26 protein-coding genes are annotated in these 26,088 nt (G+C 71.9%); 20 read left to right on the top strand and 6 right to left on the bottom strand.

Going from position 1 to position 26,088, the window contains the following annotated elements:
- Positions 1–17: 17 nt before the first annotated feature.
- Together DEJ48_RS34370 and DEJ48_RS34375 are read left to right on the top strand one after the other, a co-directional pair.
- A complete protein-coding gene (locus tag DEJ48_RS34370; RefSeq protein WP_150220032.1) occupies positions 18–392 on the top strand; it encodes a DUF488 domain-containing protein in 375 nt (124 codons plus the stop codon).
- Between the two features lie 108 nt (positions 393–500).
- Complete coding sequence (locus DEJ48_RS34375) at positions 501–1,295, top strand: SDR family NAD(P)-dependent oxidoreductase (protein ID WP_150220033.1); 795 nt, start codon at positions 501–503, stop codon at positions 1,293–1,295.
- 24 nt (positions 1,296–1,319) lie between these two features.
- On the opposite strand, the gene DEJ48_RS34380 is transcribed toward DEJ48_RS34375, so the two are convergent.
- Positions 1,320–2,333, bottom strand: coding sequence for a MarR family transcriptional regulator (locus tag DEJ48_RS34380; RefSeq protein ID WP_150220034.1), 1,014 nt, complete (start codon positions 2,331–2,333; stop codon positions 1,320–1,322).
- A 227-nt stretch (positions 2,334–2,560) separates the two neighbouring features.
- On the opposite strand from DEJ48_RS34380, the gene DEJ48_RS34385 reads away from it, so the two are divergent.
- Positions 2,561–3,586, top strand: coding sequence for an alpha/beta fold hydrolase (locus tag DEJ48_RS34385; protein ID WP_150220035.1), 1,026 nt, complete (start codon positions 2,561–2,563; stop codon positions 3,584–3,586).
- 44 nt (positions 3,587–3,630) lie between these two features.
- Here DEJ48_RS34385 and DEJ48_RS34390 read toward each other — a convergent pair whose 3' ends face one another.
- Positions 3,631–4,425, bottom strand: a complete 795-nt coding sequence (locus DEJ48_RS34390; protein WP_150220036.1) for a helix-turn-helix domain-containing protein — start codon at positions 4,423–4,425, stop codon at positions 3,631–3,633.
- A 285-nt stretch (positions 4,426–4,710) separates the two neighbouring features.
- Here DEJ48_RS34390 and DEJ48_RS34395 point away from each other — a divergent pair, with 285 nt between their 5' ends.
- The 10 genes from DEJ48_RS34395 to DEJ48_RS34440 all read left to right on the top strand — a co-directional run bounded on the left by DEJ48_RS34395 (position 4,711) and on the right by DEJ48_RS34440 (position 15,382).
- A complete protein-coding gene (locus tag DEJ48_RS34395; RefSeq protein WP_150220037.1) occupies positions 4,711–6,489 on the top strand; it encodes a dihydroxyacetone kinase family protein in 1,779 nt (592 codons plus the stop codon).
- A 125-nt stretch (positions 6,490–6,614) separates the two neighbouring features.
- A complete protein-coding gene (locus DEJ48_RS34400; protein WP_150220038.1) occupies positions 6,615–7,190 on the top strand; it encodes a TetR/AcrR family transcriptional regulator in 576 nt (191 codons plus the stop codon).
- A gap of 29 nt (positions 7,191–7,219) precedes the next feature.
- Positions 7,220–8,413: a GDSL-type esterase/lipase family protein gene (locus DEJ48_RS34405; RefSeq protein WP_150220039.1), complete on the top strand. Its 1,194-nt coding sequence runs from the start codon at positions 7,220–7,222 to the stop codon at positions 8,411–8,413.
- Positions 8,414–8,497: 84 nt separating this feature from the next.
- Positions 8,498–9,634 carry an LLM class flavin-dependent oxidoreductase gene (locus DEJ48_RS34410; RefSeq protein WP_150220040.1) on the top strand — a complete coding sequence of 379 codons (1,137 nt, stop codon included), beginning with the start codon at positions 8,498–8,500 and terminating at the stop codon, positions 9,632–9,634.
- Positions 9,634–10,641, top strand: coding sequence for an alpha/beta hydrolase (locus tag DEJ48_RS34415; protein WP_150220041.1), 1,008 nt, complete (start codon positions 9,634–9,636; stop codon positions 10,639–10,641). Before DEJ48_RS34410 ends, DEJ48_RS34415 begins: the two co-directional genes overlap by 1 nt.
- A gap of 81 nt (positions 10,642–10,722) precedes the next feature.
- Positions 10,723–12,126, top strand: coding sequence for a DUF6421 family protein (locus DEJ48_RS34420; protein WP_150220042.1), 1,404 nt, complete (start codon positions 10,723–10,725; stop codon positions 12,124–12,126).
- A gap of 26 nt (positions 12,127–12,152) precedes the next feature.
- A complete protein-coding gene (locus DEJ48_RS34425) occupies positions 12,153–12,893 on the top strand; it encodes an SDR family oxidoreductase (protein WP_190537774.1) in 741 nt (246 codons plus the stop codon).
- A gap of 35 nt (positions 12,894–12,928) precedes the next feature.
- Entirely contained in the window at positions 12,929–13,999 is a 1,071-nt protein-coding gene (locus tag DEJ48_RS34430; protein ID WP_150221568.1) for a threonine aldolase family protein, read from the top strand.
- A 95-nt stretch (positions 14,000–14,094) separates the two neighbouring features.
- Entirely contained in the window at positions 14,095–14,691 is a 597-nt protein-coding gene (locus tag DEJ48_RS34435) for a transglutaminase-like domain-containing protein (protein WP_150220044.1), read from the top strand.
- Positions 14,692–14,704: 13 nt separating this feature from the next.
- Complete coding sequence (locus tag DEJ48_RS34440) at positions 14,705–15,382, top strand: B3/4 domain-containing protein (RefSeq protein ID WP_150220045.1); 678 nt, start codon at positions 14,705–14,707, stop codon at positions 15,380–15,382.
- 31 nt (positions 15,383–15,413) lie between these two features.
- Here DEJ48_RS34440 and DEJ48_RS34445 read toward each other — a convergent pair whose 3' ends face one another.
- Positions 15,414–16,142 carry a lysophospholipid acyltransferase family protein gene (locus DEJ48_RS34445; protein WP_150220046.1) on the bottom strand — a complete coding sequence of 243 codons (729 nt, stop codon included), beginning with the start codon at positions 16,140–16,142 and terminating at the stop codon, positions 15,414–15,416.
- A 192-nt stretch (positions 16,143–16,334) separates the two neighbouring features.
- On the opposite strand from DEJ48_RS34445, the gene DEJ48_RS34450 reads away from it, so the two are divergent.
- The 4 genes from DEJ48_RS34450 to DEJ48_RS34465 all read left to right on the top strand — a co-directional run bounded on the left by DEJ48_RS34450 (position 16,335) and on the right by DEJ48_RS34465 (position 19,488).
- The gene (locus DEJ48_RS34450) at positions 16,335–16,694 is read left to right on the top strand and encodes a thioredoxin family protein (RefSeq protein WP_223832547.1); all 360 of its coding nucleotides are present in this window, start codon (positions 16,335–16,337) and stop codon (positions 16,692–16,694) included.
- 244 nt (positions 16,695–16,938) lie between these two features.
- Positions 16,939–17,448 (top strand): flavin reductase family protein, encoded by a 510-nt coding sequence (locus DEJ48_RS34455; RefSeq protein ID WP_150220047.1) that lies wholly within the window; start codon positions 16,939–16,941, stop codon positions 17,446–17,448.
- Between the two features lie 232 nt (positions 17,449–17,680).
- Complete coding sequence (locus tag DEJ48_RS34460; protein WP_150220048.1) at positions 17,681–18,466, top strand: electron transfer flavoprotein subunit beta/FixA family protein; 786 nt, start codon at positions 17,681–17,683, stop codon at positions 18,464–18,466.
- 59 nt (positions 18,467–18,525) lie between these two features.
- The gene (locus tag DEJ48_RS34465) at positions 18,526–19,488 is read left to right on the top strand and encodes an electron transfer flavoprotein subunit alpha/FixB family protein (RefSeq protein ID WP_150220049.1); all 963 of its coding nucleotides are present in this window, start codon (positions 18,526–18,528) and stop codon (positions 19,486–19,488) included.
- A 61-nt stretch (positions 19,489–19,549) separates the two neighbouring features.
- Here DEJ48_RS34465 and DEJ48_RS34470 read toward each other — a convergent pair whose 3' ends face one another.
- A complete protein-coding gene (locus DEJ48_RS34470; RefSeq protein ID WP_150220050.1) occupies positions 19,550–20,449 on the bottom strand; it encodes an endonuclease/exonuclease/phosphatase family protein in 900 nt (299 codons plus the stop codon).
- 244 nt (positions 20,450–20,693) lie between these two features.
- Between DEJ48_RS34470 and DEJ48_RS34475 the strand changes: the two genes are divergently transcribed.
- The 3 genes from DEJ48_RS34475 (at position 20,694) to DEJ48_RS34485 (ending at position 24,272) form a co-directional block, all read left to right on the top strand.
- Positions 20,694–21,986: a DUF6986 family protein gene (locus DEJ48_RS34475; RefSeq protein WP_150220051.1), complete on the top strand. Its 1,293-nt coding sequence runs from the start codon at positions 20,694–20,696 to the stop codon at positions 21,984–21,986.
- A gap of 94 nt (positions 21,987–22,080) precedes the next feature.
- Positions 22,081–23,823 carry a serine/threonine protein kinase gene (locus DEJ48_RS34480; protein ID WP_150220052.1) on the top strand — a complete coding sequence of 581 codons (1,743 nt, stop codon included), beginning with the start codon at positions 22,081–22,083 and terminating at the stop codon, positions 23,821–23,823.
- Positions 23,823–24,272: a hypothetical protein gene (locus tag DEJ48_RS34485; RefSeq protein WP_150220053.1), complete on the top strand. Its 450-nt coding sequence runs from the start codon at positions 23,823–23,825 to the stop codon at positions 24,270–24,272. The genes DEJ48_RS34480 and DEJ48_RS34485 overlap by 1 nt, the downstream gene beginning before the upstream one ends.
- A 14-nt stretch (positions 24,273–24,286) precedes the next feature.
- On the opposite strand, the gene DEJ48_RS34490 is transcribed toward DEJ48_RS34485, so the two are convergent.
- Positions 24,287–24,805 carry a proline dehydrogenase gene (locus tag DEJ48_RS34490; RefSeq protein WP_150220054.1) on the bottom strand — a complete coding sequence of 173 codons (519 nt, stop codon included), beginning with the start codon at positions 24,803–24,805 and terminating at the stop codon, positions 24,287–24,289.
- An 85-nt stretch (positions 24,806–24,890) separates the two neighbouring features.
- Positions 24,891–25,958 (bottom strand): LacI family DNA-binding transcriptional regulator, encoded by a 1,068-nt coding sequence (locus DEJ48_RS34495; RefSeq protein WP_150221570.1) that lies wholly within the window; start codon positions 25,956–25,958, stop codon positions 24,891–24,893.
- Between the last annotated feature and the right edge of the window lie 130 nt (positions 25,959–26,088).

Consider the following 26,088-nt stretch of genomic DNA (forward strand, 5'->3'; position numbering starts at 1 on the left):
ACCGGACGGAGCACCGCATGACGCCGCGACGCCGCCTCGACGTGCAGGTCAAGCGGGTCTACGACGAGGTGTCGCCCGACGACGGCACGCGCGTCCTCGTCGACAGGCTGTGGCCGCGCGGGCTGTCCAAGGACAAGGCGCGGCTCGACGCGTGGGACAAGGAGATCGCTCCGTCGAACGAGCTGCGCCGCTGGTACGACCACGATCCCGAGCGCTTCGAGGAGTTCGCCGAGCGCTACCGCCACGAGCTCGCCGACGAGGAACGGTCCACCGAGCTCGACCGGCTGCGGACCCTCGCCCACGAAGGCCGGCTCACCCTCCTGACGGCCACGAAGGACCTTCCGCACGGGCACGTACGCGTGCTCGTCGCCGCATTGGAGTCAAAGGGGTAAACAGGAGGACGCAGGACAACAGAGGGCAGGGGGAGTGGCGCAGGCAGGCCACCCACGTCACAGGGCAGGACAGACAGGGCAGGACAGGAACTCCAGGAGGTACACACCGTGCTCGTCGACCTTTCCGGCAAGACCGCGCTCGTCACCGGCTCGACCCAGGGAATCGGCGCGGCGATCGCCGTCGGCCTGGCGCGGGCGGGCGCCGAGGTCGCGGTCAACGGGCGGTCCCGCGACTCCGTGGACGCGGCCGTCGACCGGCTCAAGGGTGAGTGCGACGGCGCCGGGTTCCTCGCGGCGCCGGGCGACATCTCCACGGACGAGGGCGCGCGGCAGGTCTTCGAGGCCGTGCCGCGGGCGGACATCCTCGTCAACAACCTCGGCATCTTCGGCGCAGAGCCCGCCCTCGGCATCACCGACGACGAATGGCGCCGCTACTTCGAGGTCAACGTACTGACCGCCGTGCGGATGATCCGCCACTACCTGCCGGGCATGAAGGACCGCTCCTGGGGCCGCGTCCTGAACATCGCCAGCGACTCGGCGCTCGTCACGCCCGCGGAGATGATCCACTACGGCATGTCGAAGACCGCGCTGCTCGCCGTGTCGCGGGGCTTCGCGAAGGAGGCGGCGGGGTCCGGCGTCACCGTCAACTCCGTGATCGCGGGCCCGACGCACACCGGCGGCGTGGAGGACTTCGTCTACGAACTGGTCGACCGCGCGCTGCCGTGGGACGAGGCCCAGCGGACGTTCATGACCGAGCACCGCCCCCAGTCCCTGATCCAGCGCCTCATCGAGCCGGAGGAGATCGCGAACATGGTCGTCTACCTCAGCTCCCCACTGGCATCCGCGACGACGGGCGGCGCGGTGCGGGTGGACGGCGGTTACGTGGACTCGATCGTTCCGTAGGGCGGGCGCCCGGTGGTGTGTCGTTCAGCCGCCTCGCGGAGCATCGAGGAGGTTCGCGCCGAGGGCCGTCAGCGTGTGCAGGACCGTGTTGCGGTGCCGGGCCGTCCGGACGAGGCCGGCACCGCGCAGTGTGGCGGCGTGTCTGCTCGCGGTGGGAGGTGCGGTGCCGGACAAGCGGGCGAGCTCATTCGTGGAGCAGCCCGGGTGCTCCCCGATGGAGGTCAGCACCGCGGCGCGGGTGTGGCCCAGGAGCGCAGCCAGCGACGACGACCCCGCGCCGCGGTCATGCGCGGGCGGTGGTGGACACGCGATGAACGATGCCGCGTCCGACGGGCTGTTGGCCGGGTACGTCAGCACCGGCTGCGGTTGGCAGGCGGTGCAGACGGCCGACCATCGCGGCGCGAAATAGCTCGGGACGAGCAGCAGCCCGCGCCCCTCGAGGTGCAGGTCGCCTTCGAGGCCGGAGGCCAGTGCGACGTCGAGGACGGGAGCGCTCCAGCGCATGCAGCGGGGGTTCGCGACGGTGAGGAGGTGCTCCAGGCCGCCGGCCAGCGCCTGTCGGGTTCTCATCCCGGCCTCGGCCGTGGCATTGCTGGTGATCCGCTGCCAGTGAGGTGAGAGGAGCACACGGTACGTGTGGTCCAGGCTGTCGCACAGCTGCTGGAACAGGTCGCGGTCGTCGGCGAGATGCCGTGTCCAGGAGGGCAGGGGCCGGTCGGCCGCGGCCTGGGCGAGATCGTCGCGGATTCGTGCGCGCGGCGTGGCACGCACCCGTTCCAGGACCTCTTCCGGGGACCCCGCCTCGGCGCGCGTCAGGAAGTCGGGCGCCCAGCGGCGGGTCCGGATCAGCTCGAGGACCATCGCGGCGTCGGGGCGCAGGCCGGCCAGGGCATGGCGGCGCCAGGCCCTGAAGCGCACGCCGTGGCCGGGCTCCTGAAGGGTGCGTACTGCCGCGCCCAGTTCCATCAGCGGCAGCGAGCGGGGCCAGACCCGGGTCCGCGCCAGATCCTCGACCGTGAAGTGAATGCGGTACACCATGACTCGACTCCCGCCCCCGTCTGCCGCAGTCCGTACCGATCCTCCGGGAAGTGCCGGGGCCCGACCAGGCCGAATCGCGCCGACCGGCGCCCCGTCCCGGCTGCCCGACTCGGCGCCCAGGGCCGGGCGCCGCCCCGGCCGTTTGCCGGAACGGCAACGAACATCGTCCCGCCGCGGACGCGCGCCGCATGCTCGGGGCACGTCGTCGCCCGAGCCCAGGAGTGCCCATGTCGTCCGCGCAGTCGCAGCTCTCTTCGTCGTCCGCCGAGGGCCTGACCCACCGTCTGGTACCCTCGCCCGCGGGCCGCATCCACCTCGTGGAGCAGGGCGAGGGCCCCCTCGTCCTGCTCGTGCACGGCTTCCCCGAGTCCTGGTACTCCTGGCGCCACCAGCTCCCCGCCCTCGCCGCCGCCGGATACCGCGCGGTCGCCGTCGACGTGCGCGGCTACGGCCGTTCGTCACGGCCCGCGGACGCCTCCGCGTACCGGACGCTCGACCTGGTCGACGACGCCGTCGCCGTGGTGCGTGCGCTCGGCGAGGAGACCGCGGTGATCGTGGGGCACGACTGGGGTGCCACTGTCGCCGCGCACTCCGCGCTCGTCAGGCCCGACGTCTTCCGCGCGGTCGGGATCCTGAGCGTCCCGTACACGCCGCCGGGCGGCCCGCGGCCCAGCGAGGTGTTCGCCGAAATGGGCGGGGACGAGGAGTTCTACGTCTCGTACTTCCAGGAGCCCGGCCGCGCCGAGGCCGAGATCGAACCCGACGTACGGGGCTGGCTCGCCGGGTTCTACGCCGCGCTCTCCGCCGACACGATGCCGGGTCCCGACGCGCCGGACCCGCACTTCGTGAGCCGGGGCGGGCGGCTGCGGGACCGGTTCCCCGACGTCGCGACGGCTTCGGGGCCGCGGCTGCCCGGGTGGCTCGACGAGTGCGTCCTCGACGCGTACGCCGAGGAGTTCGAGCGGACCGGCCTCACCGGCGCGCTCAACCGCTACCGCGCCATGGACCGGGACTGGGAGGACCTGACGCCGCGCTTCGCCGGCGCCCCGGTCCGGCAGCCGTCCCTGTTCGTCGGCGGTGCCCTGGACGCCTCGACCACGTGGCTCGCCGACGCGATCAAGGCGTTCCCCGACACCCTGCCGGGCCTGCGCTCCTCGCACGTGCTCGACGGGTGCGGCCACTGGGTGCAGCAGGAACGCCCCGACGAGGTCAACGGGATCCTGACGGAGTGGCTCGGCGCTCTCGACGACTGAGCTCCGGCCCCGGCCCCGGCGGGCGAGAGCTCCCTCGTACGTCCTCAGGGGAAGACGACCGCCGGGTCCACGGGCGTGAGGACCAGCCAGCGCAGCGCCGTGTCGCCGAAGCGTCCGTACGCCGCGACGCGCACGTCGACCGGGTCGGGCGCCACGAGCGGGAAGTACATGGGGAGCGTCGCGTCGTCGTGGGGCGTCCGGACGTCCGCCGTACGCTCCCACAGCTCGGCGACGCCCGGCTCGCGCCGCACGGTCCGCACCACGTCGTCCAGGCGCTCGTTGTCCGGCCAGCGCTGCCAGGCGAGGCGCAGCCGGCCGAGCAGCGGGCCCGCCCACTTCGTGTCCCAGTCGCGCAGTTGGTACCGGGCCTCGGTGGAGAACGCCCAGGTCATGACGTTCGCGTCCGGGCGGGCCAGCCACGGGCAGTGGCGTGCCGCGACGGCGTTGACGGCGAGCACGTCCCAGGCCTGGTCGCAGATCCAGCTCACCCGGCGCTGCTGGTGCAGCAGGTCGAGCATCGCGTCGTCGGGCCGCGCGCTCCCGGCCCGGTAGCGGGGCGGCTGGTGGCCGGTGCCGCGGTGAAGGGCGGTCGCCCGGCCGGGGGAGAGGTCGAGGATCCGTACGACGCCGTCGATCATCTCGCGTGCGTACTTGCGGTCCTCGCCCCGCTCCAGAGCGCGGTACCAGCGTTCGGAGACGCCGAGCAGCAGCGCCATGTCGAGCTGGGTGAGGTACGAGCGGTGGCCGCGGAAAGGGACGGGTTCGGGGAGGAGGGCCGGGTCCCGCGCCATCCGCCAGGCACGCAGCATCCGTCCGAGGTCCTCGCGTCGCGCGTCCACCAACTGTAAAGACCTCGCAAAGATGAAGCTGCCGTACGGGCGCGCCGCGCGCCCTTCGCCGATCTCGGCCCGGGCCGGTGCACGGTGTCAGCCTCGCACACGGCGGCGGCGACCGGAACGCGAGCGTGCCGGTAGCGCGGTGTGCCGACCTTGGCGCGGGGCGCGGAGGCATGGTGGGCGCCTCGCCCCCGGCACGGTCCGGAACTCCCGCGTTCCGGGTGGGTTCCGGGTGGTTCCGGGTGCGGGACCGCTGTCACCACCAGCACACCCTTGGAGAGTTCACCGATGAGCCACTTCCTGCCGGAGACCGATGCCGTGCTGACCGCCGCCCGAGGGCTTGCCCTGGCGCACCCCGGCATGATCGAGGTGAACAGCAGCCCGCTCCATCTGCGGGCACGCGACGCCGACCCGGCCCGCACGGTCGCCCTCGTCTCCGGCGGCGGCTCCGGCCACGAGCCGCTGCACACCGGGCTCCTGGGGCGGGGCGGCCTGGACGCCGTCTGCCCCGGCGAGATCTTCGCCTCCCCGCACAACCGGCAGATCTACGAGGCGAGCGCGGCGGCCGCGAAGAGCGGCGGCGTCCTGCACATCGTCAAGAACTACACCGGTGATGTGATCAACTTCCAGATCGCCGCGGAGCGCCTGCGGCACGACGGCATCCCCGTCGCCACCGTCCTGGTCGACGACGACCTGGCCACCGACAGCGCGGACAGCGCGACCGGCCGCCGGGGCACCGCCGCGACGGTCGTCGTCGAGAAGCTCCTCGGCGCAGCCGCCGACCGGGGCGCCACGCTGGAGGAGCTCACGGACCTCGGCCGACGCGTCGTCGCCGCCTCCCGGAGCATCGCCGTCGCCGCCCGCGCCCAGACCTCGCCCACCACGGTGCACCCGGCCTTCGAGCTGGACGAGGGCACCCTCGACTACGGCGTCGGCATCCACGGCGAGCGCGGCATCCGCACCATCGCGAGGCCCGCGACCGGCGACCTCGTCCGGCGCATGACCGACGACCTCCTGGACGCGCTGCCCGACGGACCCGACGACGTGCTGGCCCTCGTCAACGGCCTCGGCGCCACCACCGAGCTGGAGCTCAACGCCATCGCGGTGCTGCTGAACGACGAGCTCACGGCCCGCGGCCTCCGCCCGGTCCTCGTCGTCCCCGGCACCTTCACCGCCGCCCTGGACATGGCCGGGTTCTCCCTCACCCTCACGCGGCTCGAAGAGGGCTGGGCCGACCTGTGGACCGCCCCCACGCGGACCCCGCTCGTCCTGCCGCGCCCCGTGGACACCTCCGAGAGCCCGGCAGGCACCGAAAGTGCCGGGAACGCGGCAGGCGCCGGGAGTGCCGAGGGGGCCGACCGCTCCGCGTCGTCGGCCCGGACGGCCGCGAGCTCCTCCGACGCCGCGCCCCGCGGGACCGGCGACCGCGCCCTGCTCGACCGCTACGCGCTCACCGTCACCCAGGTCCGCGACAACCTCACCAAGCTCGACCAGCTCGTCGGCGACGGCGACTTCGGCGACAACCTCGCCGGGGGCGTGCGCCGCGCGGTGAAGCTGGCCGACGAGACCGGCACGGACGGCACGGCGGCGCTCGCCGACGCCTTCCTCAACGACGTCGGAGGCACCAGCGGCCCCCTGTTCGGCCTCCTCTTCCAGCACCTGGCCGCCGCCTCGCCGAAGGACGGCGGCGCCCCGACGGCGGCCGCGCTCGCGGAGGCCGCCGAGGCCGGTCACGCCGCCATCCACCGCGTGGGCGGCGCCGTCCCCGGCGACTGCACGCTGGTCGACGCCCTCGCGCCCGCCGCCGAGTCCCTGGCCGCGGCCCGCGACGCGGACGCCCCCGAGGCACCGCTGACCGAGGCGGCGCAGGCGGCCATTCGCGGCGCTCTCGCCACCGCGTCGCTGCGCCCCCGCCGGGGCCGCGCCAGCTACGTCGGCGACCACGCGCTCGGCGTGCCGGACCCGGGCGCCCTGGCCGTGGCGCTGCTCTTCATGGCCCTCGCGGACATCCACGAGCCGGCGACGGCCCCGCGCCTGCCCGCGCCCGGCCACATCACCGTCCTCTGACCCGACCTGCGCTCAACCGCACCGTCACCGAACCTGTATACCCACTTGCCTAAAAGCTTTAGGCAACTCCATAATCGATTTAGCCGAAAGCGGGGTACGCGTAGAGTCACGAAGGGAACGTCGTCATGGTGCGCGCAGGGCTGACCACGGAACGTCTGGTGCGGGCGGGGGCCGAGCTGGCGGACGAGGTCGGCTTCGACCAGGTGACCGTCTCCGCCCTCGCGCGACGGTTCGACGTCAAGGTCGCGAGCCTGTACTCGCACGTGAAGAACTCCCAGGGCCTCAAGACCGGCATCGCCCTGCTCGCGCTCGCGGAACTCGCCGACCGGGGCGCCGACGCGCTGGCCGGCCGGGCGGGCAAGGACGCGCTGGCCGCACTGGCGAACGTCTACCGCGACTACGCCAGGGAGCACCCCGGCCGGTACGCGGCGGCCCAGCTGCGGCTCACCCCCGAAGCCGCCGCCGCGAGCGCGGGCGGCCGGCACGCGGAGATGACGCGGGCGATCCTGCGCGGGTACGAGCTGACGGAACCGGACCAGACGCACGCGGTCCGCCTCCTCGGCAGCGTCTTCCACGGCTACGTGAGCCTGGAGCTCGGCGGCGGATTCAGCCACAGCGCGCCCGACTCCGACGCGACGTGGACGCGCGTCATCGACGCCCTTGACGCCCTGCTGCGCAACTGGCCCGAACCGGCCGCCTAATCCACACACTTGATCAACAGGTTGAGGCAATGCACACGGACGACACCCACCCCACCGACCCCTCCTGGACCACCACGGCCATCACCGCGGAGCTGCTGCGAGGCGCCCTCGACGTCGAGCGCACCGAACACGGCGTACTGCCGCACCGGCTCCCCGCCGGCGCCCGCGCCCAGAACACCGACGGCCAGCTCGCCATGGCCGAGTCCCAGCCCTCCGGCGTGCGCCTGGCGTTCCGCACCCGCGCCACCGCGATCGAACTCGACACGCTGCCCACCAAGCGGTCGTACGTGGGCGCCCCGCCCCGCCCGGACGGCGTCTACGACCTGCTCGTCGACGGCAGCCCGGCCGGCGCCACGACCGTCCGGGCGGGCCACGTCCTGACCATCGACATGACCGCGGGCACCGCCGAGCGCACCGCCGGTGAGCCCGGCACCGCACGCTTCGCCGGACTGCCCGACGGCATGAAGGACATCGAGATCTGGCTGCCGCACAACGAGACCACCGAACTCCTCTCGCTGCGCACCGACGCCCCGGTGGAGCCCGCGCGCGACCCGGGCCGCAAGGTCTGGCTGCACCACGGCAGTTCGATCAGCCACGGTTCCGACGCCGCGAGCCCCACCACGATCTGGCCCGCGCTCGCCGCCTCGCGCGGCGGTGTGGAGCTGATCAACCTGGGCCTCGCGGGCAGCGCCCTGCTCGACCCCTTCACGGCCCGCGCCATGCGGGACACCCCCGCGGACATGATCAGCGTCAAGCTCGGCATCAATGTGGTCAATGCCGACTTGATGCGACTGCGTGCCTTCGCCCCCGCCGTGCACGGATTCCTCGACACCATCCGGGAGGGCCACCCGGAGACGCCGCTCCTGGTCGTCTCGCCCATCCTGTGCCCCATCCACGAGGACACCCCCGGCCCCAGCGCGCCGGACCTCAGTGACTTCGGGGAGGGACGCATCCGGTTCACGGCGATGGGCGATCCGGCGGAGCGGGCGGGCGGAAAGCTCACCCTCAACGTCATCCGCGACGAACTCGCCCGCATCGTGCAGCAGCGCTCGGCCGACGACCCGAACCTGCACCACCTCGACGGCCGCGACCTCTACGGCCCCGCGGACACCGCCGAGCACCCCCTCCCCGACGATCTCCACCCGGACGCCGAGACCCATCGCCTCATGGGCGAACGCTTCGCGGCGAAGGCCTTCACTGAGGGCGGCGCCTTCGGCGGCTGAGTGGGGCATAACCCTTGCGACTTCGCGATATGACGGTTAGTCATATGACTAACCGTCATACGCCACTCGCTCTCTGGAGGGCACGTGAAGTTCTCCGTCATATTCGAGGCGCAGCTCGCCGATCCGACCGTCGAGCGCGAGCACCAGGTCATCCACGACAGCGTCGAACAGGCCGTGCTCGCCGAGGAGATGGGGTTCGACCGCGTCTGGGCGGTCGAGCACCACTCCCTCAAGTGGTACGCGCACATGAGCGCGCCGGAAATCTTCCTGACCTGGGTCGCCGCCCGCACGAGCACCATCCGGATCGGGCACGGCGTCGTCTGCATGCCGTTCAACTTCAACCACCCGGCGCGGGTCGCCGAGCGCGCGGCCATGCTGGACCTGCTCTCCGGAGGGCGGCTCGACCTCGGTGCGGGGCGCGGCGGCACGGAGCAGGAGACGTCGCTGTGCGGAGTCGACAAGGAACGTACGACCCAGGAGGTCGAGGAAGCGCTCCGGATCATCGGGAAGGCCTGGGAGAAGGAGGAGTTCGAGCACCACGGCGAGCTCCTCGACATCGGCCCGCACCCGATCCTCCCGCGGCCGAAGCAGACACCGCACCCACCGCTCTTCCTCGCGTGCAGCAGGACCGAGACCCTGACCCAGGCGGCCGAACTCGGCATCGGCGCCCTGGTGATGGGCTTCGCCGGGCCCGAGTCGATCGCCGGGATGCGGCAGGCGTACGACGCGGCCGTCGCGGACCGCACCGGGGACCGCTTCGTGTCGGGCGTCGTCAACGACCACTTCTCCGTGCTCTGCCCGACGATCGTGCTCGACGACCGGGAGACCGCGCGGCAGGTCGGCATCCGCGGCCAGCGGTTCTTCGCGCAGTCCATCGGCCACTGGTACGGCGGCGCGGGCCTGCCCGACGAAGCGGTCGTGGAGGGGACCGACGAGGCTGCGGAGATGCGCAGGGCAGCCGAACAGGTCGTCGCGCGCCTGCACGAGCAGGACATTCCGGTACGCCCCACCTCGACGGCCACCTTCAACGCCGACCACGCCTACGGCACCGCGGACGACGCCATCGCCTACGTGGAACGCCTGCGCGACGCGGGAGCCGACGAGATCATGTGCCTCATCCAGATGGGCACGGTCCCCCAGGCGGCCTGCCTGGAGACGCTGCGGCAGTGGGGCGAGAAGGTCATCCCGTACTTCCGCGCGCAGGAGGCGGGACCGAGCTGATGCGGCGGCCCGTCCTCGACCGCCTCGACCCCCGCGCCCGCCCCCTCGTCGATGCCCTCACGCGCGCCTTCCCCGACCTCGGCGGCGCCGTCACCGACGCCGCCGAGGCCCGCCGCATCCTCGCCGCCGCGCCCGCGTCGCGGAAGGTGCCGCCCGCCGTCGGGGCCGTCGTGGACCGGACCGTCCCCGGGCCGCCCGGCGCACCCGAGATCCCCGTGCGCCTCTACGTGCCGGACCAGGACCGGCACCCGGCGGAGCCCCGCCCCACCGTCGTCTTCTTCCACGGCGGCGGCTACACCCTCTGCGGCCTCGACTCCCACGACGCCACCGCGCGTGCGCTCGCCGCCCGCTCCGGGGCCGTCGTGGTCTCCGTCGCGTACCGGCTCGCGCCCGAGCACCGGTTCCCCGCGGCCGTCGACGACGCGTACGCGGCGCTCTGCTGGGCGGCGGAGGAGAGCCCCGCGCTCGGGGGCGACCCGGGCGCCATCGTCACCGCGGGGGACAGCAGCGGAGGCGGGCTCGCCGCCGCCGTGTCCCTGCGGGCCAGGGACGAGGGCGGTCCCGCCATCGCGTCGCAGGTGCTGCTCTACCCCCTGCTGGACGCGGCCCAGGACACCCGCTCGTACCGCGAGAACGCGCACGGCTACTTCCTGACCGCCGCGCATCTGCGCTGGTTCTGGCGGCAGTACCTGGGCGCCGACGGCCGGGGCGCACACCCGCACGCCTCACCGCTGCGCGCTCCCGACCTCCGAGGCCTGCCGCCCGCGTACGTCCTCACGGCAGGCTGCGATCCGCTGCGCGACGAGGGGCTGGCCTATGCGGCCCGCCTGCGCGCCGCCGGCAGGCGCGTCACCACCGCTCACTGTCCGCGCATGTTCCACGGCTTCCTGGGCTTCCCCGAACTGCTCCCCGACGCGGTGCGGGCGTTGGCCGGTGCGGCAGAAGCAATCGAGTCGACAGGAGGCGGCAGGAAAAACAGCGGCGGAAGTGGGGGTGGCGCAGGATAATTTCCTGAGGCCCCTCTTGTCCCGGAGAACCTCGCACGCATACGGTGTTCTGACGCGAGGTTCTCCCGTGGAGGATGGGACATGACGGAAATTCTTGTGCAGTCGGGTATCGAGGGTGCGGTTCCTTCCGCTGCTGGGCGGGTGGTGGACCACCCGGCGTGGCCGGTGCTCAAGGACGCCGTGGAGGACATCCGGCCCTGGCAGTCGGCGGACGGCTCCATCGACTTCGAGGCGGACGGCGCCCCGGCCAAGGGCATCGCCGAACTCGCCGTGGACCGCGTGATATCGGCGGTCGAGGAGATCTCCCCGCTCCTTCCGCACGACGCCGCGTACCACCGCGCGCTCGTCGCGGACCTGCGCCGCTGGGCCGAGACGGGTTTCCAGGTGCCCGACTTCCTCGACTCGCTGCTCGCCTTCCAGCCCGCCGCGCACCGCGAGGACGGCCTGCAGCACCTGGTCGTCTTCCCGATGTACACGCAGAACGGCAACCCCGACCGCAACCTCGAAGCGGTCGTGCTGCGCATGGTCTGGCCCGACTGGCTGGCCGATCTCGAGCGCACGCGGTACGACAACCCGCTGTTCTGCGGCATCACCTTCGAGGACTTCACCGCCGGGTACGACACGAACTCGGCCGTCCTCTTCCCCGAGACCATCGCCGTGCGCGAGGCCCCCGAGCGCTTCTCCTGGGGCGGCATCTTCTGTGACCGCGAGGCCGCCCGCTTCCGCCGCGTCACCGAGGCCGCCGTGGACCTCCTCGGGCTCGAACTGCCCGACGACATACGCGAGATGGTCGGCGACCAGGACCGCTGCCAGCAGGCGTTCGTCCTGTGGGACATGGTCCACGACCGCACCCACAGCCACGGCGACCTGCCGTTCGACCCCTTCATGATCAAGCAGCGCCAGCCGTTCTGGATGTACGGCCTGGAGGAGCTGCGCTGCGACCTCACCGCCTTCAAGGAGGCCGTGAAGCTGGAGGCCGAGGGCGTCCCGCAGGCACGCGACGTGCAGTACGCCGTCCTCTTCGACCGGATGTTCCGCTTCCCGGTCACCGGCGACCGCGTCAAGAACTACGACGGGCTCGGCGGCCAGCTCCTCTTCGCGTACCTCCACAAGCACGACGTGGTCCGCTGGACCGACAACCGGCTCAGGATCGACTGGGAGCGCGCTCCCCAGGTCACCAACCAGCTGTGCGGCGAGATCGAGGACCTCTACCGCGCGGGCATCGACCGCCCGAAGCTGGTCCACTGGTTCGCCGCGTACGACCTCGTGTCCAGCTACCTCGCCCCGCACCCCGGATCGCGCTGGGCCAAGGGCCCCGACGCCCTGGACACCTCGCTGCCGCCGCGCAAACTGGTCGACGAGGTGCTTCCCGACGAGTTTCCGCTCAGCATGTTCTATGAGGCGCTCTCCAAGAAGCTGAAGCACGTGATCGCCTCCACCAAGGGGATCACTGCTACCTCGGGCGCCGAGAAGGCCGCCGCGTGAGCGGCCGCCAGGAGGAGGCGAGGACCATGTCCGCACTCGATGGAGCCGTGGTCGCGGTGGCCGGAGCGGCCGGGCCCGCAGGACGCGCCACCCTGCTCAGGCTGGCGGAGGCGGGAGCCACCGTCGTGGCGTCGGACGCCGACGCCGCGCGCCTGGCCGAAGCGGTGGACGCCGCCCGGTACGCGCACGGCGGGGCCACCGTCATCGGTGACACCGTCGACCTCCTCGATCTGGACGCCGCCAGGGAGTGGGCGACGCGCACGGAGAAGGAGTTCGGCCGCATCGACGGCCTGGTGCACCTCGTGGGCGGCTGGCGCGGCAGCAAGAACTTCACCGAGACCGACCTCGCCGACTGGGACCTCCTCGAGAAGCTCCTGATCCGCACCGTGCAGCACACCTCCCTCGCCTTCGAGGGCGGCCTGCAGCGCAGCGACCGTGGGCGCTACCTGCTCATCAGCGCCGCCGGAGCCTCCAAGCCGACCGCGGGCAACGCCGCGTACTCGGCCTCGAAGGCCGCGGCGGAGGCCTGGACGCTCGCGCTCGCCGACGCCTTCCGCAAGGCGGGGGGCGAGGACGGGCCGAGTGCGGCGGCTGCGATCCTGGTGGTCAAGGCGCTGGTGCACGACGCGATGCGCGCGGAGCGGCCCAACGCGAAGTTCGCGGGCTTCACGGACGTCAAGGACCTGGCCGATGCCGTCGCCGGCGTCTGGGAGAAGCCCGCAGGAGAAGTGAACGGAAACCGCCTGTGGCTGACCGAGAAGCCGTGACCGCACGCGACACGATCGGTCGTGACCGAGAAGCCGTGAACCCGCCGAAGACCGACGCCCGCCGTCACCACGACCCGGACGTGCGCGGCTTCGCCAGTGACAATTACGCGGGCGCCCACCCGGAGGTCATGGCGGCCCTCGCGCTCGCCAACGGCGGCCACCAGATCGCGTACGGCGAGGACGACTACACCGCCAACCTCCAGCAGGTGATCCGCGGCCACTTCGGCCCCACCGCCGAGGCGTTCCCGGTGTTCAACGGCACGGGTGCCAACGTCGTCGCGCTCCAGGCGGTCGCCGACCGCTGGGGCGCGGTGATCTGCGCCGAGTCCGCGCACATCAACGTGGACGAGGGCGGCGCGCCCGAGCGCATGGCGGGCCTCAAGCTGCTCACCGTGCCCACCCCGGACGGCAAGCTCACCCCCGAGCTGATCGACAAGCAGGCGTTCGGCTGGGACGACGAGCACCGGGCCATGCCGCAGGTCGTCTCCATCGCGCAGAACACCGAACTGGGCACGCTCTACACGCCCGACGAGATCCGCGCGATCTGCGACCACGCGCATCAGCTCGGCATGAAGGTGCACCTCGACGGCTCCCGGATAGCCAACGCCGCGGCCGCCCTCGACGTCCCCATGCGGACGTTCACGAACGCCGTCGGCGTCGACATCCTGTCGCTCGGCGGCACGAAGAACGGCGCGCTGTTCGGCGAGGCCGTCGTGGTCATCAACCAGGACGCCGTCCGGCACATGAAGCACCTGCGCAAGATGTCGATGCAGCTCGCGTCCAAGATGCGCTTCGTCTCGGTGCAGTTGGAGGCCCTGCTCAGCAAGGACCTGTGGCTGCGCAACGCGCGTCACGCCAACGAGATGGCGCAGCGCCTCGCGGAGGGCGTCCGCTCGGTGCACGGCGTGGAGATCCTCTACCCCGTGCAGGCCAACGCGGTCTTCGCCCGCCTCCCGCATGACGTGAGCGAACGCCTGCAGAAGCGGTACCGCTTCTATTTCTGGGACGAGGCGGCGGGCGACGTCCGCTGGATGTGCGCGTTCGACACGCGCGAGGAGGACGTCGACGGGTTCCTCGCGGCGCTCAAGGAGGAGATGGCTCGCTGAGCCGGTCTGCTTGAGGCACCCCTGGCGCGCATAGGTATGCGTCCGATCGTAAAGTCATTGACGTACGGTCGGGCGTATTCCTATGCTCCCGTGGCATGCAGCTGACCCAGGAAAAACCCGACCTGTCTGCGTACTTGGCGGCTGACGAGGTCGTCGACCACCATCATCCGCTGGTCCGCGAGGTGGCGGCCGGGCTTGCAAAAACATCCGCCGATACGTACGCCTACGCACGGGCCGCCTTCGAGTACGTACGTGACGCCATTCCGCACTCCCAGGACGCGGGCCGCATGGAGGTCACCTGGCGCGCCTCCGACGTCCTGCGCGAACGCACCGGCATCTGTACCGCCAAGTCCCACGCCCTGGCCGCCCTGCTGCGCGCCGAGGACATCCCGACGGGGTTCTGCTACCAGCGCCTGCGGGACGACAACGCCAGCGGCTACTCCCTGCACGGCCTGGTCGCCGTGCGGCTCGACGGCGCCTGGCACCGACAGGACCCGCGCGGCAACCTCCCGGCCGGTGTCGACGCCCAGTTCGGGATCGGCGAGGAGCGGCTTGCCTGGCCCGTGGACCCGGAGTGCAACGAAGTGGACTATCCAGTCCTCTATGCTGAACCGAGTCCCGTGGCGCTCCGCGCACTCAAGGAAGCCCGGGACCGGCTGCACCTCTGGCAGATCTACCCCTCAGAACTGTGAGGCACGACGGACCATGACCCTCCACCTGACCGTCTCCGACGAGGTCCGCGCCCTCGCGCCCGGCTTCACCCACGTCGTCATCGAGGCCCGCGGGCTCGTCAACGGACCCGGCACCGACGCCACCGAGGCCCTCCTCGACGACGCGGCCCGCCGCCTCGCCGCGCGGCTCGACGGCCGGGCCCCGCACGAGGACCCGCACATGGCCGCCTGGCGCGCCGCGTACGCGGCCTTCGGCGCCAAGCCCTCCCGCACCCGCAACTCCGCGGAGGCGCTCGCCAGGCGCGCCCTCGCGGACGGCGGTCTGCCGCGCATCAACCTGCTCGTCGACCTCTACAACGCGATCAGCGTGGCCCGCCTGATCCCGGTCGGCGGCGAGGACCTGGACCGGATCAAGGGCGGCATGCGTCTGGTGCGGGCCACCGGCGACGAGGAGTTCGTGACCGCCGCCGCCGGGGAGCGCGTCGTCGAGCACCCCGACGCGGGCGAAATCGTCTGGTGCGACGACGAGGGCGTAACGTGCCGTCGCTGGAACTGGCGCCAGGGTCCGCGCACCCGCCTCACCGAGGAGTCGGTGAACGCGGTCTTCCTGCTGGAGGGCATGGGCCCGGACGCGGGTCTCGACGCGGCGGGCGCGGAGCTGGCCGAGCTGCTCGCGAAGTTCAGTCCCGGCGCGGACATCACCGTCCGCTGAGGGACGCCACCGCGAAAGGCGGCCGAGGGGGTCAGCCCGCCTCGGCGGCCTTGACCTCGGCGGGGGTCGGCGCCGTGCCGCCGAGGTGCGCGGGCATCCACCAGGTGTCGTCCGGCCCCTTGGGGCGTACGGGATAGGCGCGCTGCGCGGCCTCCAGGAGCTCCTGGCAGGCCTCGCGCAGCCGCCGGGTGATCGCGCCCGCGTACTGGTCCTTCGGCGCCTCCACCGGCTCGCCGACCCGGATCGTGATCGGGGTGTGGCTGCGCTTGAAGTTGCGGGGGTGCCCCTTGGTCCAGAGCCGCTGCGTGCCCCACAGTGCCATCGGGATCAGCGGCACGCCGGCCTCCTGGGCCAGTCGCGCGGCACCCGACTTGAACTGCTTCAGGGTGAACGACTGCGAGATCGTCGCCTCGGGGAAGACACCGATGATTTCCCCGGAGCGCAGCGAGTCCAGTGCGTGCGCGTACGCGGTCTCGCCCTGCTCGCGGTCGACCGGGATGTGCTTCATCCCGCGCATCAGCGGCCCGGAGATCTTGTGCCGGAACACCGACTCCTTCGCCATGAACCGCACCAGGCGCTTCTGCGGCAGGGCGGCGAGACCGTCGAAGATGAAGTCGAGATAGCTGATGTGATTGCTCACCAGAACCGCGCCGCCGGAGCGTGGGATGTTCTCCGACCCCTTGCAGTCGATCTTGAGGTCCCATGCCTTGAACAGCGTTTTCGCGGCACCGATGACGGGACGGTAGACAAGCTCTGCCATGGGTGGGAAGGGCCCTTCGTTTTCTGCCTGGGGAGGGGGTCCCGGCATCAAGTTACGCAGCCGTAGGTTTTTCGGCGTTGCGCAGATCGTGCCCCATCAACGGACGGCTGACCAGCCTTGGTGCCGCGTAGGCGGGAGATTCTCGTCACGTCGGAATCATTCGGGGCGCATGAGCGCTGTACTACGGAGCGCATTGGTACAGGACTGACGAGTGTGGAGGCGCGCGTGCGGGGACGGGAGGCCGGGCGGCGGCTCGGCGCCGCGGACATCGGGGTGGGGCTGGGGGAGCGGGCGACGCTCGTGCAGTTCTCCAGTGCCTTCTGTCAGCCCTGTCGCGCGACGCGCAGAGTGCTCGCGGACGTGGCCGCGATGGTGCCCGGTGTGGCCCACGTGGAGATCGACGCCGAGGAGCAGCTCGCTCTCGTACGGGAACTCGGCGTCCTCAAGACCCCCACCGTGCTCGTCCTGGACGCCGCCGGGCACGTCGTTCGGCGCGCCGTCGGACAGCCCCGCAAGGCCGATGTGATCGCGGCGCTCGGCGAGGCCGTGTGACGGGCCGACGCGCAGGTCACAGCGGGCGGAACGGGCCCTCGACAGTGATCCTTCTTTCATATTCCGAAACAGACTTGACTGCACGCGGCATCTATCGCGAGCCTGCTCGCATGCCTCGGGATCTCCTTCTGTACGAGCGCGTCCACGTGGACCTCGGCCGCCACGCCAGCGCCCGCTGTCCGCAGTGCTGAGCAACGACGCCTCCGCTCGCACCTCCGGCAACTCCCGGCAGAAGGACAACTCCATGACGGCATCGCCTGCCCTCAGCACGCCCCGGCTCGCCACCCCCGATCTGCTGCGGTCGGTCTTCCGGCAGCACGCCGCGGGAGTCGCGGTGATCACCGCCGCGCACGGCTCACGCCCCGTCGGCTTCACCGCGACCTCGCTCGCCTCGGTCTCCGCCGAGCCCCCGATGCTCTCGTTCGGCATCGGCACCGGCTCCTCCTGCTGGCCCGCGGTCTCCGAGACCGACCACGTCGGCGTCCACATACTCGGCGAGCATCAGGAAGATCTCGCCGCCACGTTCGCCCGCAGCGGGGCCGACCGCTTCGCCCCGCCCACGGGCTGGCGCGAGGGCCCCGAAGGGGTCCCCGTCCTCGACGGCGCGCTCGCCTGGCTGGTCTGCCGGATCGTGGCGCGCGTGCCCGCGGGCGACCACCGCATCGTGCTCGCGCAGGCGGTCGTCGGCGACCGCACGGACGAGGGCCGCCCGCTCCTGTACCACCACGGGCGCTTCAACGCGTTGCGTGACTGAAAGTTCCCGTCGAGCGGGTGCGCGGTCCGATTACGGAGCGTTGGGAAGGTCACAGTTCAAAGCGCTTGCTCAGCGGGAATGAACTGGATGTACTCATGAGTAATATTCCGGAAGGAGCGCGGGCCGCCCCGACCGGGATCCGCCGCTTCAGGCGCCTATGCTGCCTGGAAGAAGGCAGTGGCCATGAGCCAAGGCAGCAGCCCAGTTAAGACGATGCAGTAGGAGAGCCGGCGTGAGCTTGAGGATCGTTGTCTGTGTGAAGTACGTGCCGGACGCCACGGGCGACCGGAAGTTCGCCGATGACCTGACCGTCGACCGCGACGACGTCGACGGCCTCCTTTCGGAGCTCGACGAGTACGCGGTCGAGCAGGCGCTGCAGATCGCCGACGAGGCGGACGACGCGGAGATCACCGTGCTGACCGTCGGCCCCGAGGACGCCAAGGACGCGCTGCGCAAGGCGCTCTCCATGGGTGCCGACAAGGCTGTCCACGTCGAGGACGACGACCTGCACGGCACCGACGTGATGGGCACCTCGCTGGTGCTCGCCAAGGCCATCGAGAAGACCGGTTATGACCTGGTCATCGCCGGTATGGCCTCGACCGACGGCACCATGGGCGTGCTGCCGGCGATCCTCGCGGAGCGCCTCGGCGTCCCGCAGGTCACGCTGCTCTCCGAGGTCTCCGTCGCGGACGGCGTCGTGAAGGGCCGCCGTGACGGCGACACCGCCAGCGAGCAGCTCGAGGCGTCCCTGCCGGCCGTCGTGTCCGTGACGGACCAGTCGGGCGAGGCCCGCTACCCGTCCTTCAAGGGCATCATGGCCGCCAAGAAGAAGCCGGTGGAGTCGCTCGACCTGGACGACCTGGACATCGACGCCGAGGAGGTCGGCCTTGAGGGTGCCTGGACCAAGGTCGACTCCGCCGCCGAGCGTCCGGCCCGTACGGCCGGCACGATCGTCAAGGACGAGGGCGAGGGCGGCAAGCAGCTGGCCGAGTACCTCGCGGGCCAGAAGTTCATCTGAGCTTCAGTCACCCCCTCAACCGCCCCAACTTCTTCGCAATCGCAGGAGATTGAAGTCCCATGGCTGAAGTTCTCGTCTACGTCGACCACGTGGACGGCGCCGTCCGCAAGCCCACCCTTGAGCTGCTGACCCTGGCCCGCCGCGTCGGCGAGCCCGTCGCCGTCGCCCTCGGCTCCGGCGCCGAGGCCACCGCCGCCACGCTCGCCGAGCACGGCGCGGTGAAGGTCCTCACCGCCGACGCCCCCGAGTTCGCCGACTACCTCGTCGTGCCGAAGGTGGACGCGCTCCAGGCCGCGTACGAGGCCGTCTCCCCGGCCGCCGTGCTCGTCCCGTCCTCCGCCGAGGGCAAGGAGATCGCGGCCCGCCTCGCGGTCCGCATCAAGTCCGGCATCATCACGGACGCCGTCGACCTCGAGGCCGGCGACGAGGGTCCGGTGGCCACGCAGTCCGCGTTCGCCGCCTCGTACACCACCAAGTCCCGTGTCTCCAACGGCACCCCGGTCATCACGGTCAAGCCGAACTCGGCCGCCGTGGAGGCCGCCCCGGCCGCGGGCACCGTCGAGGCCCTCACGGTCTCCTTCTCCGAGAAGGCCACCGGCACCAAGGTCGTCTCGCGCACCCCGCGCGAGTCGACGGGCCGCCCCGACCTGACCGAGGCCGCGATCGTGGTCTCCGGCGGCCGCGGCGTCAACGGCGCCGAGAACTTCTCGATCATCGAGGCCCTCGCCGACTCGCTCGGCGCCGCCGTGGGCGCCTCGCGTGCCGCGGTCGACGCCGGCTGGTACCCGCACTCCAACCAGGTCGGCCAGACCGGCAAGTCGGTCTCCCCGCAGCTGTACATCGCGTCCGGCATCTCCGGCGCGATCCAGCACCGCGCCGGCATGCAGACCTCGAAGACCATCGTGGCCATCAACAAGGACGCCGAGGCCCCGATCTTCGACCTGGTCGACTACGGAGTGGTCGGCGACCTCTTCGACGTCGTTCCGGCACTCACCGAAGAGGTCAAGACCCGCAAGGGCTGAGCTCGGTGACCCCGACGGGGCCCTCGCACCGCGCACCACGCGGCGCGGGGGCCCCGTCGCGTCACAGCGTCACGCTCGCCTGCACCGGAAGGTGGTCGCTCGGGAACTGCCCGTCCAGCGAGAACGTGTTGATCGCCGCCTCGTGGACCCGCACTCCCGGGGTCGTGAGGATCCAGTCGATGCGGTCGCCGTCGGGGGTGAGGGGCTTGTAGCCGTGGAAGGTGGCGTACGCCTTGCTGCGGTGGTCCGCCGCGTCCCAGCTGTCGACGAGGCCGGCGCCGAGCAGCGTGTCGTACACCGGGTTCTTGTGCGCGGCCACATTGAAGTCGCCCGTCACGAGCAGCGGCAGGGACCGGTCGAGGCGGCCGAGGCGCTCGACGATCAGTTGGGCGGCACGCGCGCGTGCGAACTGGGACGCGTTGTCGAGGTGCGTATTGAGCACGTACAGCTCGTCGTCGGTGCGCAGGTCGTGGAAGCGGACCCAGGTGACCATCCGGATGGAGCCGCCGCCCCAGGTGTTGGAGCCGATCACCTCCGGGGTGTCCGAGAGCCAGTAGTGGTCGTACTCGAGCGGGGCGAGCCTGCGGGTGTCGTAGAAGACGGTCATGAACTCGTCGCGGCTGCCTCCCGCGCGGCCGGTGCCGATCCAGTCGTAGTGCGCTCCGAGGTCGGCCGCGATGTCCCGGACCTGCTGGTAGAGGCCTTCCTGGGTGCCGACGATGTGCGGCCTGGTGCGGCGCAGGAGCTCGCGGGTGACCGGGCGGCGGTCGGCCCAGGTGTTCGGCGGCGTGGCGCTCGCGTAGCGCAGGTTGAACGACATGACCTCCAGGCGGCGTCCCGGGCGCTGCAGGGCGTGCGCGGGCGCGGCGGCCAGTGCGGTCGTGAGCAGGGGGAGCGCGGCGGCTGCGGCGAACGCCGTCCGCAGGCCGGAACGGCGCGTGACGCGGGGATCGGTCGGCACTCGGTCTCCTTCGGTTCGGGGCGCGCGGTCAGGATGGGGTGCGCGCGTACTGCTGCGTAAGCAGGATCTGAGACAGCGGCAGAAGAATCCGGGACCGGCGTGAACTCCTGTGGTCGGCGACGGGTCCACGACGCGAGAGGGTGTTGACCAGCACGAAGGTCACGGATAACTTCGCTATACGGATTGTTGATTCCGTGAAGCGGAAAATGTCGGGCGCGACACCGAGCGTGTGGAGGATGCAGGAATGGGTCAGCAAGAGAAGGTGGCGACGAGCCTCGCCGGCGCGGTCAGCGACGGCATCAGCGCTTCCCTCGCCCCGGTGGACGCGGAGCTCGAGCGCCGCTACCCCGGAGACCCAGGCACCCGCCAGCCCGTCCACACCGTGTACGTCCCCGGCGAGCAGTTCGACGCCGACTCGATCCGCACCTGGGGCGACAAGGCTCTGGCGATGCTCGACGAGCACGCGCCGGACGCCGCCTCCTTCGCCGCCGTCCTCGGCCTGAACGACGACCTCGCCGATGCCGTCTACACGCGCGTGCGCACCAAGCTGGAGCGCGAGCCCATTGAAGACCTGCGCATCGACTTCGAGGACGGCTACAAGGGCGCCGACGAGGACCAGGACGCCGCCCGCGCGGCCCGCCTCGTCGCCGCGGCCTACAAGAACGGCACCGCGGCCCCCTACATGGGCATCCGCATGAAGTGCATGGAAGAGGCGGTGCGCGCCCGCGGCATCCGCACCCTCGACATCTTCCTGTCCGGCCTCATGGAGGCCGGCGGCCTTCCCGACGGCCTCGTCCTGACCCTGCCCAAGGTGACGTACCCCGAGCAGGTCACCGCGATGGTGCGCCTCCTGGAGGAGTTCGAGAAGGCCCGCGGCATCGAGCACGGCCGCATCGGCTTCGAGATCCAGATCGAGACCAGCCAGTCCATCCTCGCCACCGACGGCACCGCCGCCGTGGCCCGCATGATCCAGGCCGCCGAGGGCCGCGCCACCGGCCTGCACTACGGCACCTTCGACTACAGCGCCTGCCTCCACGTGAGCGCCGCCTACCAGGCCAGCGACCACCCGGCCGCCGACCACGCCAAGGCCGTCATGCAGGTCGCCGCCGCGGGCACCGGAGTACGTGTCTCCGACGGCTCCACCAACGTCCTGCCCGTCGGCTCCACCGCGAAGGTCCACGACGCCTGGCGCCTCCACTACGGCCTCACCCGGCGCGCCCTGGCCCGCGCCTACTACCAGGGCTGGGACATGCACCCCGGCCACATCCCGACGCGCTACGCCGCCGTGTTCGCGTTCTACCGCGAGGGCTTCGAGGCCGCCGCCGCCCGCCTCGCCGCCTACGCGGGCCACCACGAGGGCGGCGACGTCGCCGACGAGCCCGCCACCGCCAAGGCCCTCGCCGGCTACCTGCTGCGCGGCCTGGACTGCGGCGCCCTCGACGCCGGCGAGGTCACCCGCCTCACCGGCCTCACCCTGGCCCGCCTCCAGGGCTTCGCGGGCCCCCGCCGCGGCGACCTGACGAAGTCCGGCAAGTAGCACCGTGCCAGGTCGGTAACAGCAGCCACTGACCGTCACTGCTGCCCCGTAGTCTGTACGCCACGGAAAGTGGCGTGACAGGAACGGGGCAGCGGTGTTTTCGGGGGATCAGGATCAGACGGGCGAGGCGGGCAGACTCCTCGCCGGGCGCTACCGCGTCGTGGCACAGCTCGGCCGCGGTGGCATGGGCGTCGTGTGGCGCGCCGTCGACGAGGTGCTGCACCGCGAAGTAGCGGTCAAGGAACTGCGTACGTACACGGACGCGGCGGGCCCCGAACTGGCCGATCTACGCCTGCGCATGCAGCGCGAGGCCCGCGCGGCCGCCCGCGTGCGTCACCCCGGAGTCGTCGCCGTGCACGACGTGACGGAGGTCGACGGACGGCCCCTCATCGTCATGGAGCTCGTCGACGGCCCCTCCCTCGACGACGTGCTGCGCGACCGCGGCGCCCTGGACCCCCGCGAGGCCGCCGACATCGGCGCCAAGGTCATGGACGCCCTGGCCGCCGCCCACCGCGTCGGCGTCCTGCACCGCGACGTGAAGCCCGGCAACATCCTCCTGGAGACCGGCGGACGCGTCGTCCTCACCGACTTCGGCATCGCCACGATGGAGGACCCGAACGACGGCTCGGCCACGCACCTCACCCGCAGCGGCGAACTGGTCGGCTCGCTGGACTACCTGGCGCCCGAGCGCGCCCAGGGCCACGACCCGGGTCCCGCATCCGACGTCTGGGCCCTCGGCGCCACGCTGTACGCCGCCGTGGAGGGCTCATCGCCCTTCCGTCGTACGTCGACATGGTCCACGCTCACCGCGATCGTCGTAGACCCGCTGCCCGAGCCGCGGCGTTCGGGGCCACTCACTCCCGTACTGCGGCAGCTGATGGACAAGGACCCGCAGGCACGCCCCGACGCGGACGCGGCACGGCTGCTGCTCGCCGGTGTGGCGGCCGCGGAGCCCGGGAGCGCGGGGCCGCCCGCCCAGGCGCCCCACGGGACGACGGAGCGCAGTATTCCGAGCGCACCGCCGCCGGGCTTCGGCCCACCGCCCGCGGTGACGCAGCCGCCCCTGGCACCCGCCCCTCCGGTGGGACACCAGGGCCCCGCGTCGCCCGGTCGTGCGGAGACCCGCGCCGAGATGCGCTCCACGCAGCGCCGCCCGCGCCGCGGACGCGCGCTGCTGGCCGCCGCTGCCGTCGCCGTCGTCCTCGCGGCGACCGGAGCCACCGTGGCCGTCCTCAACGGCAAGGAGGACAAAGGCGGCCAGGCCCGTGAGGACGCGTCCCCGGCAGGCGCGGGAGCGAACGACGACGACGGCAGCCGCGGCCCCCTCGGCGGCGAGTCGGAGCGGCCCAAGCCGTCGGGGCTGGGCGACGAGAAGCCCCGCGAGCCGCGCACGAAGCCGTCCGGTGACGCGAAGGACGGCGGAAAGAGGGACGGGAACGGGAAGGGCGACAAGGACTCGTCCGACCGGGACGCCGGCAAGAGCAAGGACGGCGGCAAGACCCCGTCCCGCCCCGATGCCACCACCAAGCCGACCCAGGACGGCTCCGCGCCGGACCCGGTCTGCCACCCGGCGGGCGGCGGCAAGTACAACTGCGACGTGTGGCGCACCGCGAACTCGTACACCGCGGGCGGCGCCCGCGTCGGCACGCTGAACGCGGGCACCAACTACTTCTACTGCCAGCAGAATCTGGGCCGCCGTGAGACGTCCGGCCAGTGGACGAACGTCTGGTGGGCCAAGACGGACGACGACAGCGGCAACACCAACGTCTTCGTCAGCGACGTCTACTTGAAGGGCGGCGACAACGACAAGCCGCTGCCCGGACTGCCGGTCTGCTGATGAGCGAGACACTGTACGCCCGCGTCCAGGCCGCCATGGCGGGCACGTCATACCGTCTGCAGCGGACCGGGCGTGGCTTCGACATGACGGTGAACGTCCCCCAGGTGGGCCGACACACCACACAGGTGCACACGTACCGCGTAGAGCTGCACCCGCGCGAGAAGACCTTCACCATGACGGACATCGTCCGCACGCGGGGCGAGTTCGGCAGCCGCACGGTGGAGCGCGGCCGCGCCACCTACCGGACCTGGGGCCGCTCCCTGGACGGCGGTGAGCGGACCTCGTTCTCCTCCGCCGACGGTCACCGGCTGATACGGGAAGCGGCGCGGGAACTGGGCTGGCAGGAGCTCCGCCCCACGTCGGCGAAGGTGGCCCTCGTCTTCGGAGTCATCGGCGGCCTGCTGGCCCTCGGCACGCTGGTCGCTCTTGCCGTGGTGTTCTGGCCCTGACCGGAGCCGGTGTGTCAGTCCGTGTTGCCGAGGGCGGTGCGGGCCGCGAGGCGGAAGTCCTTGACGGCCTGGTAGAGAGCGCGCTCCCGCTCGGCGGCCAGCCCGGCGTCTTCGGCTCTGCGGCCGTCGTCACCCGCACGCGCGTTCTCCGCCATCCGTCGCACGACGAGCGAGAGGTCGCCGGAGGCGCGGGTGACGCGTTCGGCGACCTCCACGACGGGAGCCGGACCTTCGAGGACGACCACTTCGACCGCGCGGTGCACTTCGCGGGCCAGGGTGATGAAGCGGCGTATCTTCTCGTCGACGTCCGGCAGCTCGGGGACGTCCGGACGCAGGGCGTCGAGGACGGCGTCCATGGCGATGTCGCGGTCGTGGAGAGCGCTCAGGTAGGCGGCGTAGGCGTCGCGGCGGTGCTGACGGCGCCATTGGTCGTGTTGTGACCGCGCCTGCGCCCGCCCGTTCACGAGCGCGGCTCCCAGAGTGGCGAGAGAGCCCACGGCGGCACCGAGCAGAGCGGCGAGTCCTGCGTCCATGGCCCCAGTCTGGTGGCCCTGCCGCCCGCCCGTGCTCACGGGGTGGGCGGACGTTCCTTCCGTGCGCACGGGGGTGGGCGGACACTCACTCCGCGGGCGGCAGTTCACCCGACCCACGCGTGATGAGCCGCGTCGGCAGCTCGACCCGCTCCGGGGCCTCCGAAGCGCCGTCGAGCTGCCGGAACAGCCGCTCCGCCGCCGTCCTGCCCAGCTGCGCCGCGTCCTGCGCCACGACGGTCACGCCGGGGTCCAGCAGATCCGCGAGCTCGATGTCGTCGAAGCCGACGAGGGCCACGGGGCGATCCAGCGAGGCCAGGACACGTACGACCGTCACCGTCACACGGTTGTTGCCCGCGAACACCGCCGTGACCGGTTCCGGCCCGCTCAGCATCGTCTCGGCCGCCAGACGCACCCGCTCCGGATCGGTGACGCCGAGCGACACCCACGCCTCGTCGACGGGAATGTCCGCGTCCTCCATCGCCGCGCGGTAGCCGCGCAGGCGCTCTATGGCGGTGTGAATGCGCGGCTGGTCGCCGATGAAGCCGATACGGCGGTGACCGTGGGCGATGAGGTGCGCGACGCCGTCCCGCGCACCGCCGAAGCTGTCGGAAAGCACCACGTCGGCGTCGATCTTCCCGGCGGGCCGGTCGACGAAGACCGTGGCGACACCGGCGGCGATCTCCGGCTCCAGATACCGGTGGTCGTCCCCGGCCGGAATCACCACGAGCCCGTCCACGCGTCGCGCGCACAGCGCGAGCACCAACTCCTGCTCGCGGTCCGGGTCCTCCGCGCTCGACCCGTTGATGAGCAGCGCGCCGTGCGCCCGCGCGACCTCCTCGACGGCACGGCTCAGCGGACCGTAGAACGGGTCGGCCAGATCCTCCAGTACGAGGCCGATGCTGGCGGTACGCCCCTTGCGCAGCACGCGTGCGCTGTCGTTACGACGGAAGCCCAGGGCATCGATCGCCTCCTGCACCCGGCGCTCGGTGTCCGGGGTGACGCCGGGCTCGCCGTTCACGACGCGTGAGACGGTCTTCAGGCCGACCCCCGCGCGCGCGGCGACGTCCTTCATGGTCGGCCGGTTGCCGTAACGGTTCTCGGGTCGTCGGGCGGCGGTCTCGGCCACGGTGCGCTGTCCTGTCCTGTCGTCCACGAAGTCGTCCACGAGCTCCTCGCGCGGCCTCCACGGCCGTTCGTGAGGCCCCGCAAGAGCATGTGGCGTCGAGCATAGGGCCTGGACAACGTTGTCAGATGCAAGGGAGACTGACCTTCGCACTCTCTCC

It is taken from the genome of Streptomyces venezuelae (assembly GCF_008642315.1).
GTDB lineage: Bacteria > Actinomycetota > Actinomycetes > Streptomycetales > Streptomycetaceae > Streptomyces > Streptomyces venezuelae_D.

What these genes read in the sequence shown, in the direction of transcription:
- DEJ48_RS34370 (WP_150220032.1), top strand. Translation starts at nt 18, where the DNA reads ATGACGCCGCGACGCCGCCTCGACGTGCAGGTCAAGCGGGTCTACGAC.
- DEJ48_RS34380 (WP_150220034.1), bottom strand. Translation starts at nt 2,333, where the DNA reads ATGGTGTACCGCATTCACTTCACGGTCGAGGATCTGGCGCGGACCCGG.
- DEJ48_RS34385 (WP_150220035.1), top strand. Translation starts at nt 2,561, where the DNA reads ATGTCGTCCGCGCAGTCGCAGCTCTCTTCGTCGTCCGCCGAGGGCCTG.
- DEJ48_RS34395 (WP_150220037.1), top strand. Translation starts at nt 4,711, where the DNA reads ATGAGCCACTTCCTGCCGGAGACCGATGCCGTGCTGACCGCCGCCCGA.
- DEJ48_RS34400 (WP_150220038.1), top strand. Translation starts at nt 6,615, where the DNA reads ATGGTGCGCGCAGGGCTGACCACGGAACGTCTGGTGCGGGCGGGGGCC.
- DEJ48_RS34405 (WP_150220039.1), top strand. Translation starts at nt 7,220, where the DNA reads ATGCACACGGACGACACCCACCCCACCGACCCCTCCTGGACCACCACG.
- DEJ48_RS34415 (WP_150220041.1), top strand. Translation starts at nt 9,634, where the DNA reads ATGCGGCGGCCCGTCCTCGACCGCCTCGACCCCCGCGCCCGCCCCCTC.
- DEJ48_RS34420 (WP_150220042.1), top strand. Translation starts at nt 10,723, where the DNA reads ATGACGGAAATTCTTGTGCAGTCGGGTATCGAGGGTGCGGTTCCTTCC.
- DEJ48_RS34425 (WP_190537774.1), top strand. Translation starts at nt 12,153, where the DNA reads ATGTCCGCACTCGATGGAGCCGTGGTCGCGGTGGCCGGAGCGGCCGGG.
- DEJ48_RS34435 (WP_150220044.1), top strand. Translation starts at nt 14,095, where the DNA reads ATGCAGCTGACCCAGGAAAAACCCGACCTGTCTGCGTACTTGGCGGCT.
- DEJ48_RS34440 (WP_150220045.1), top strand. Translation starts at nt 14,705, where the DNA reads ATGACCCTCCACCTGACCGTCTCCGACGAGGTCCGCGCCCTCGCGCCC.
- DEJ48_RS34445 (WP_150220046.1), bottom strand. Translation starts at nt 16,142, where the DNA reads ATGGCAGAGCTTGTCTACCGTCCCGTCATCGGTGCCGCGAAAACGCTG.
- DEJ48_RS34455 (WP_150220047.1), top strand. Translation starts at nt 16,939, where the DNA reads ATGACGGCATCGCCTGCCCTCAGCACGCCCCGGCTCGCCACCCCCGAT.
- DEJ48_RS34465 (WP_150220049.1), top strand. Translation starts at nt 18,526, where the DNA reads ATGGCTGAAGTTCTCGTCTACGTCGACCACGTGGACGGCGCCGTCCGC.
- DEJ48_RS34475 (WP_150220051.1), top strand. Translation starts at nt 20,694, where the DNA reads ATGGGTCAGCAAGAGAAGGTGGCGACGAGCCTCGCCGGCGCGGTCAGC.
- DEJ48_RS34485 (WP_150220053.1), top strand. Translation starts at nt 23,823, where the DNA reads ATGAGCGAGACACTGTACGCCCGCGTCCAGGCCGCCATGGCGGGCACG.
- DEJ48_RS34490 (WP_150220054.1), bottom strand. Translation starts at nt 24,805, where the DNA reads ATGGACGCAGGACTCGCCGCTCTGCTCGGTGCCGCCGTGGGCTCTCTC.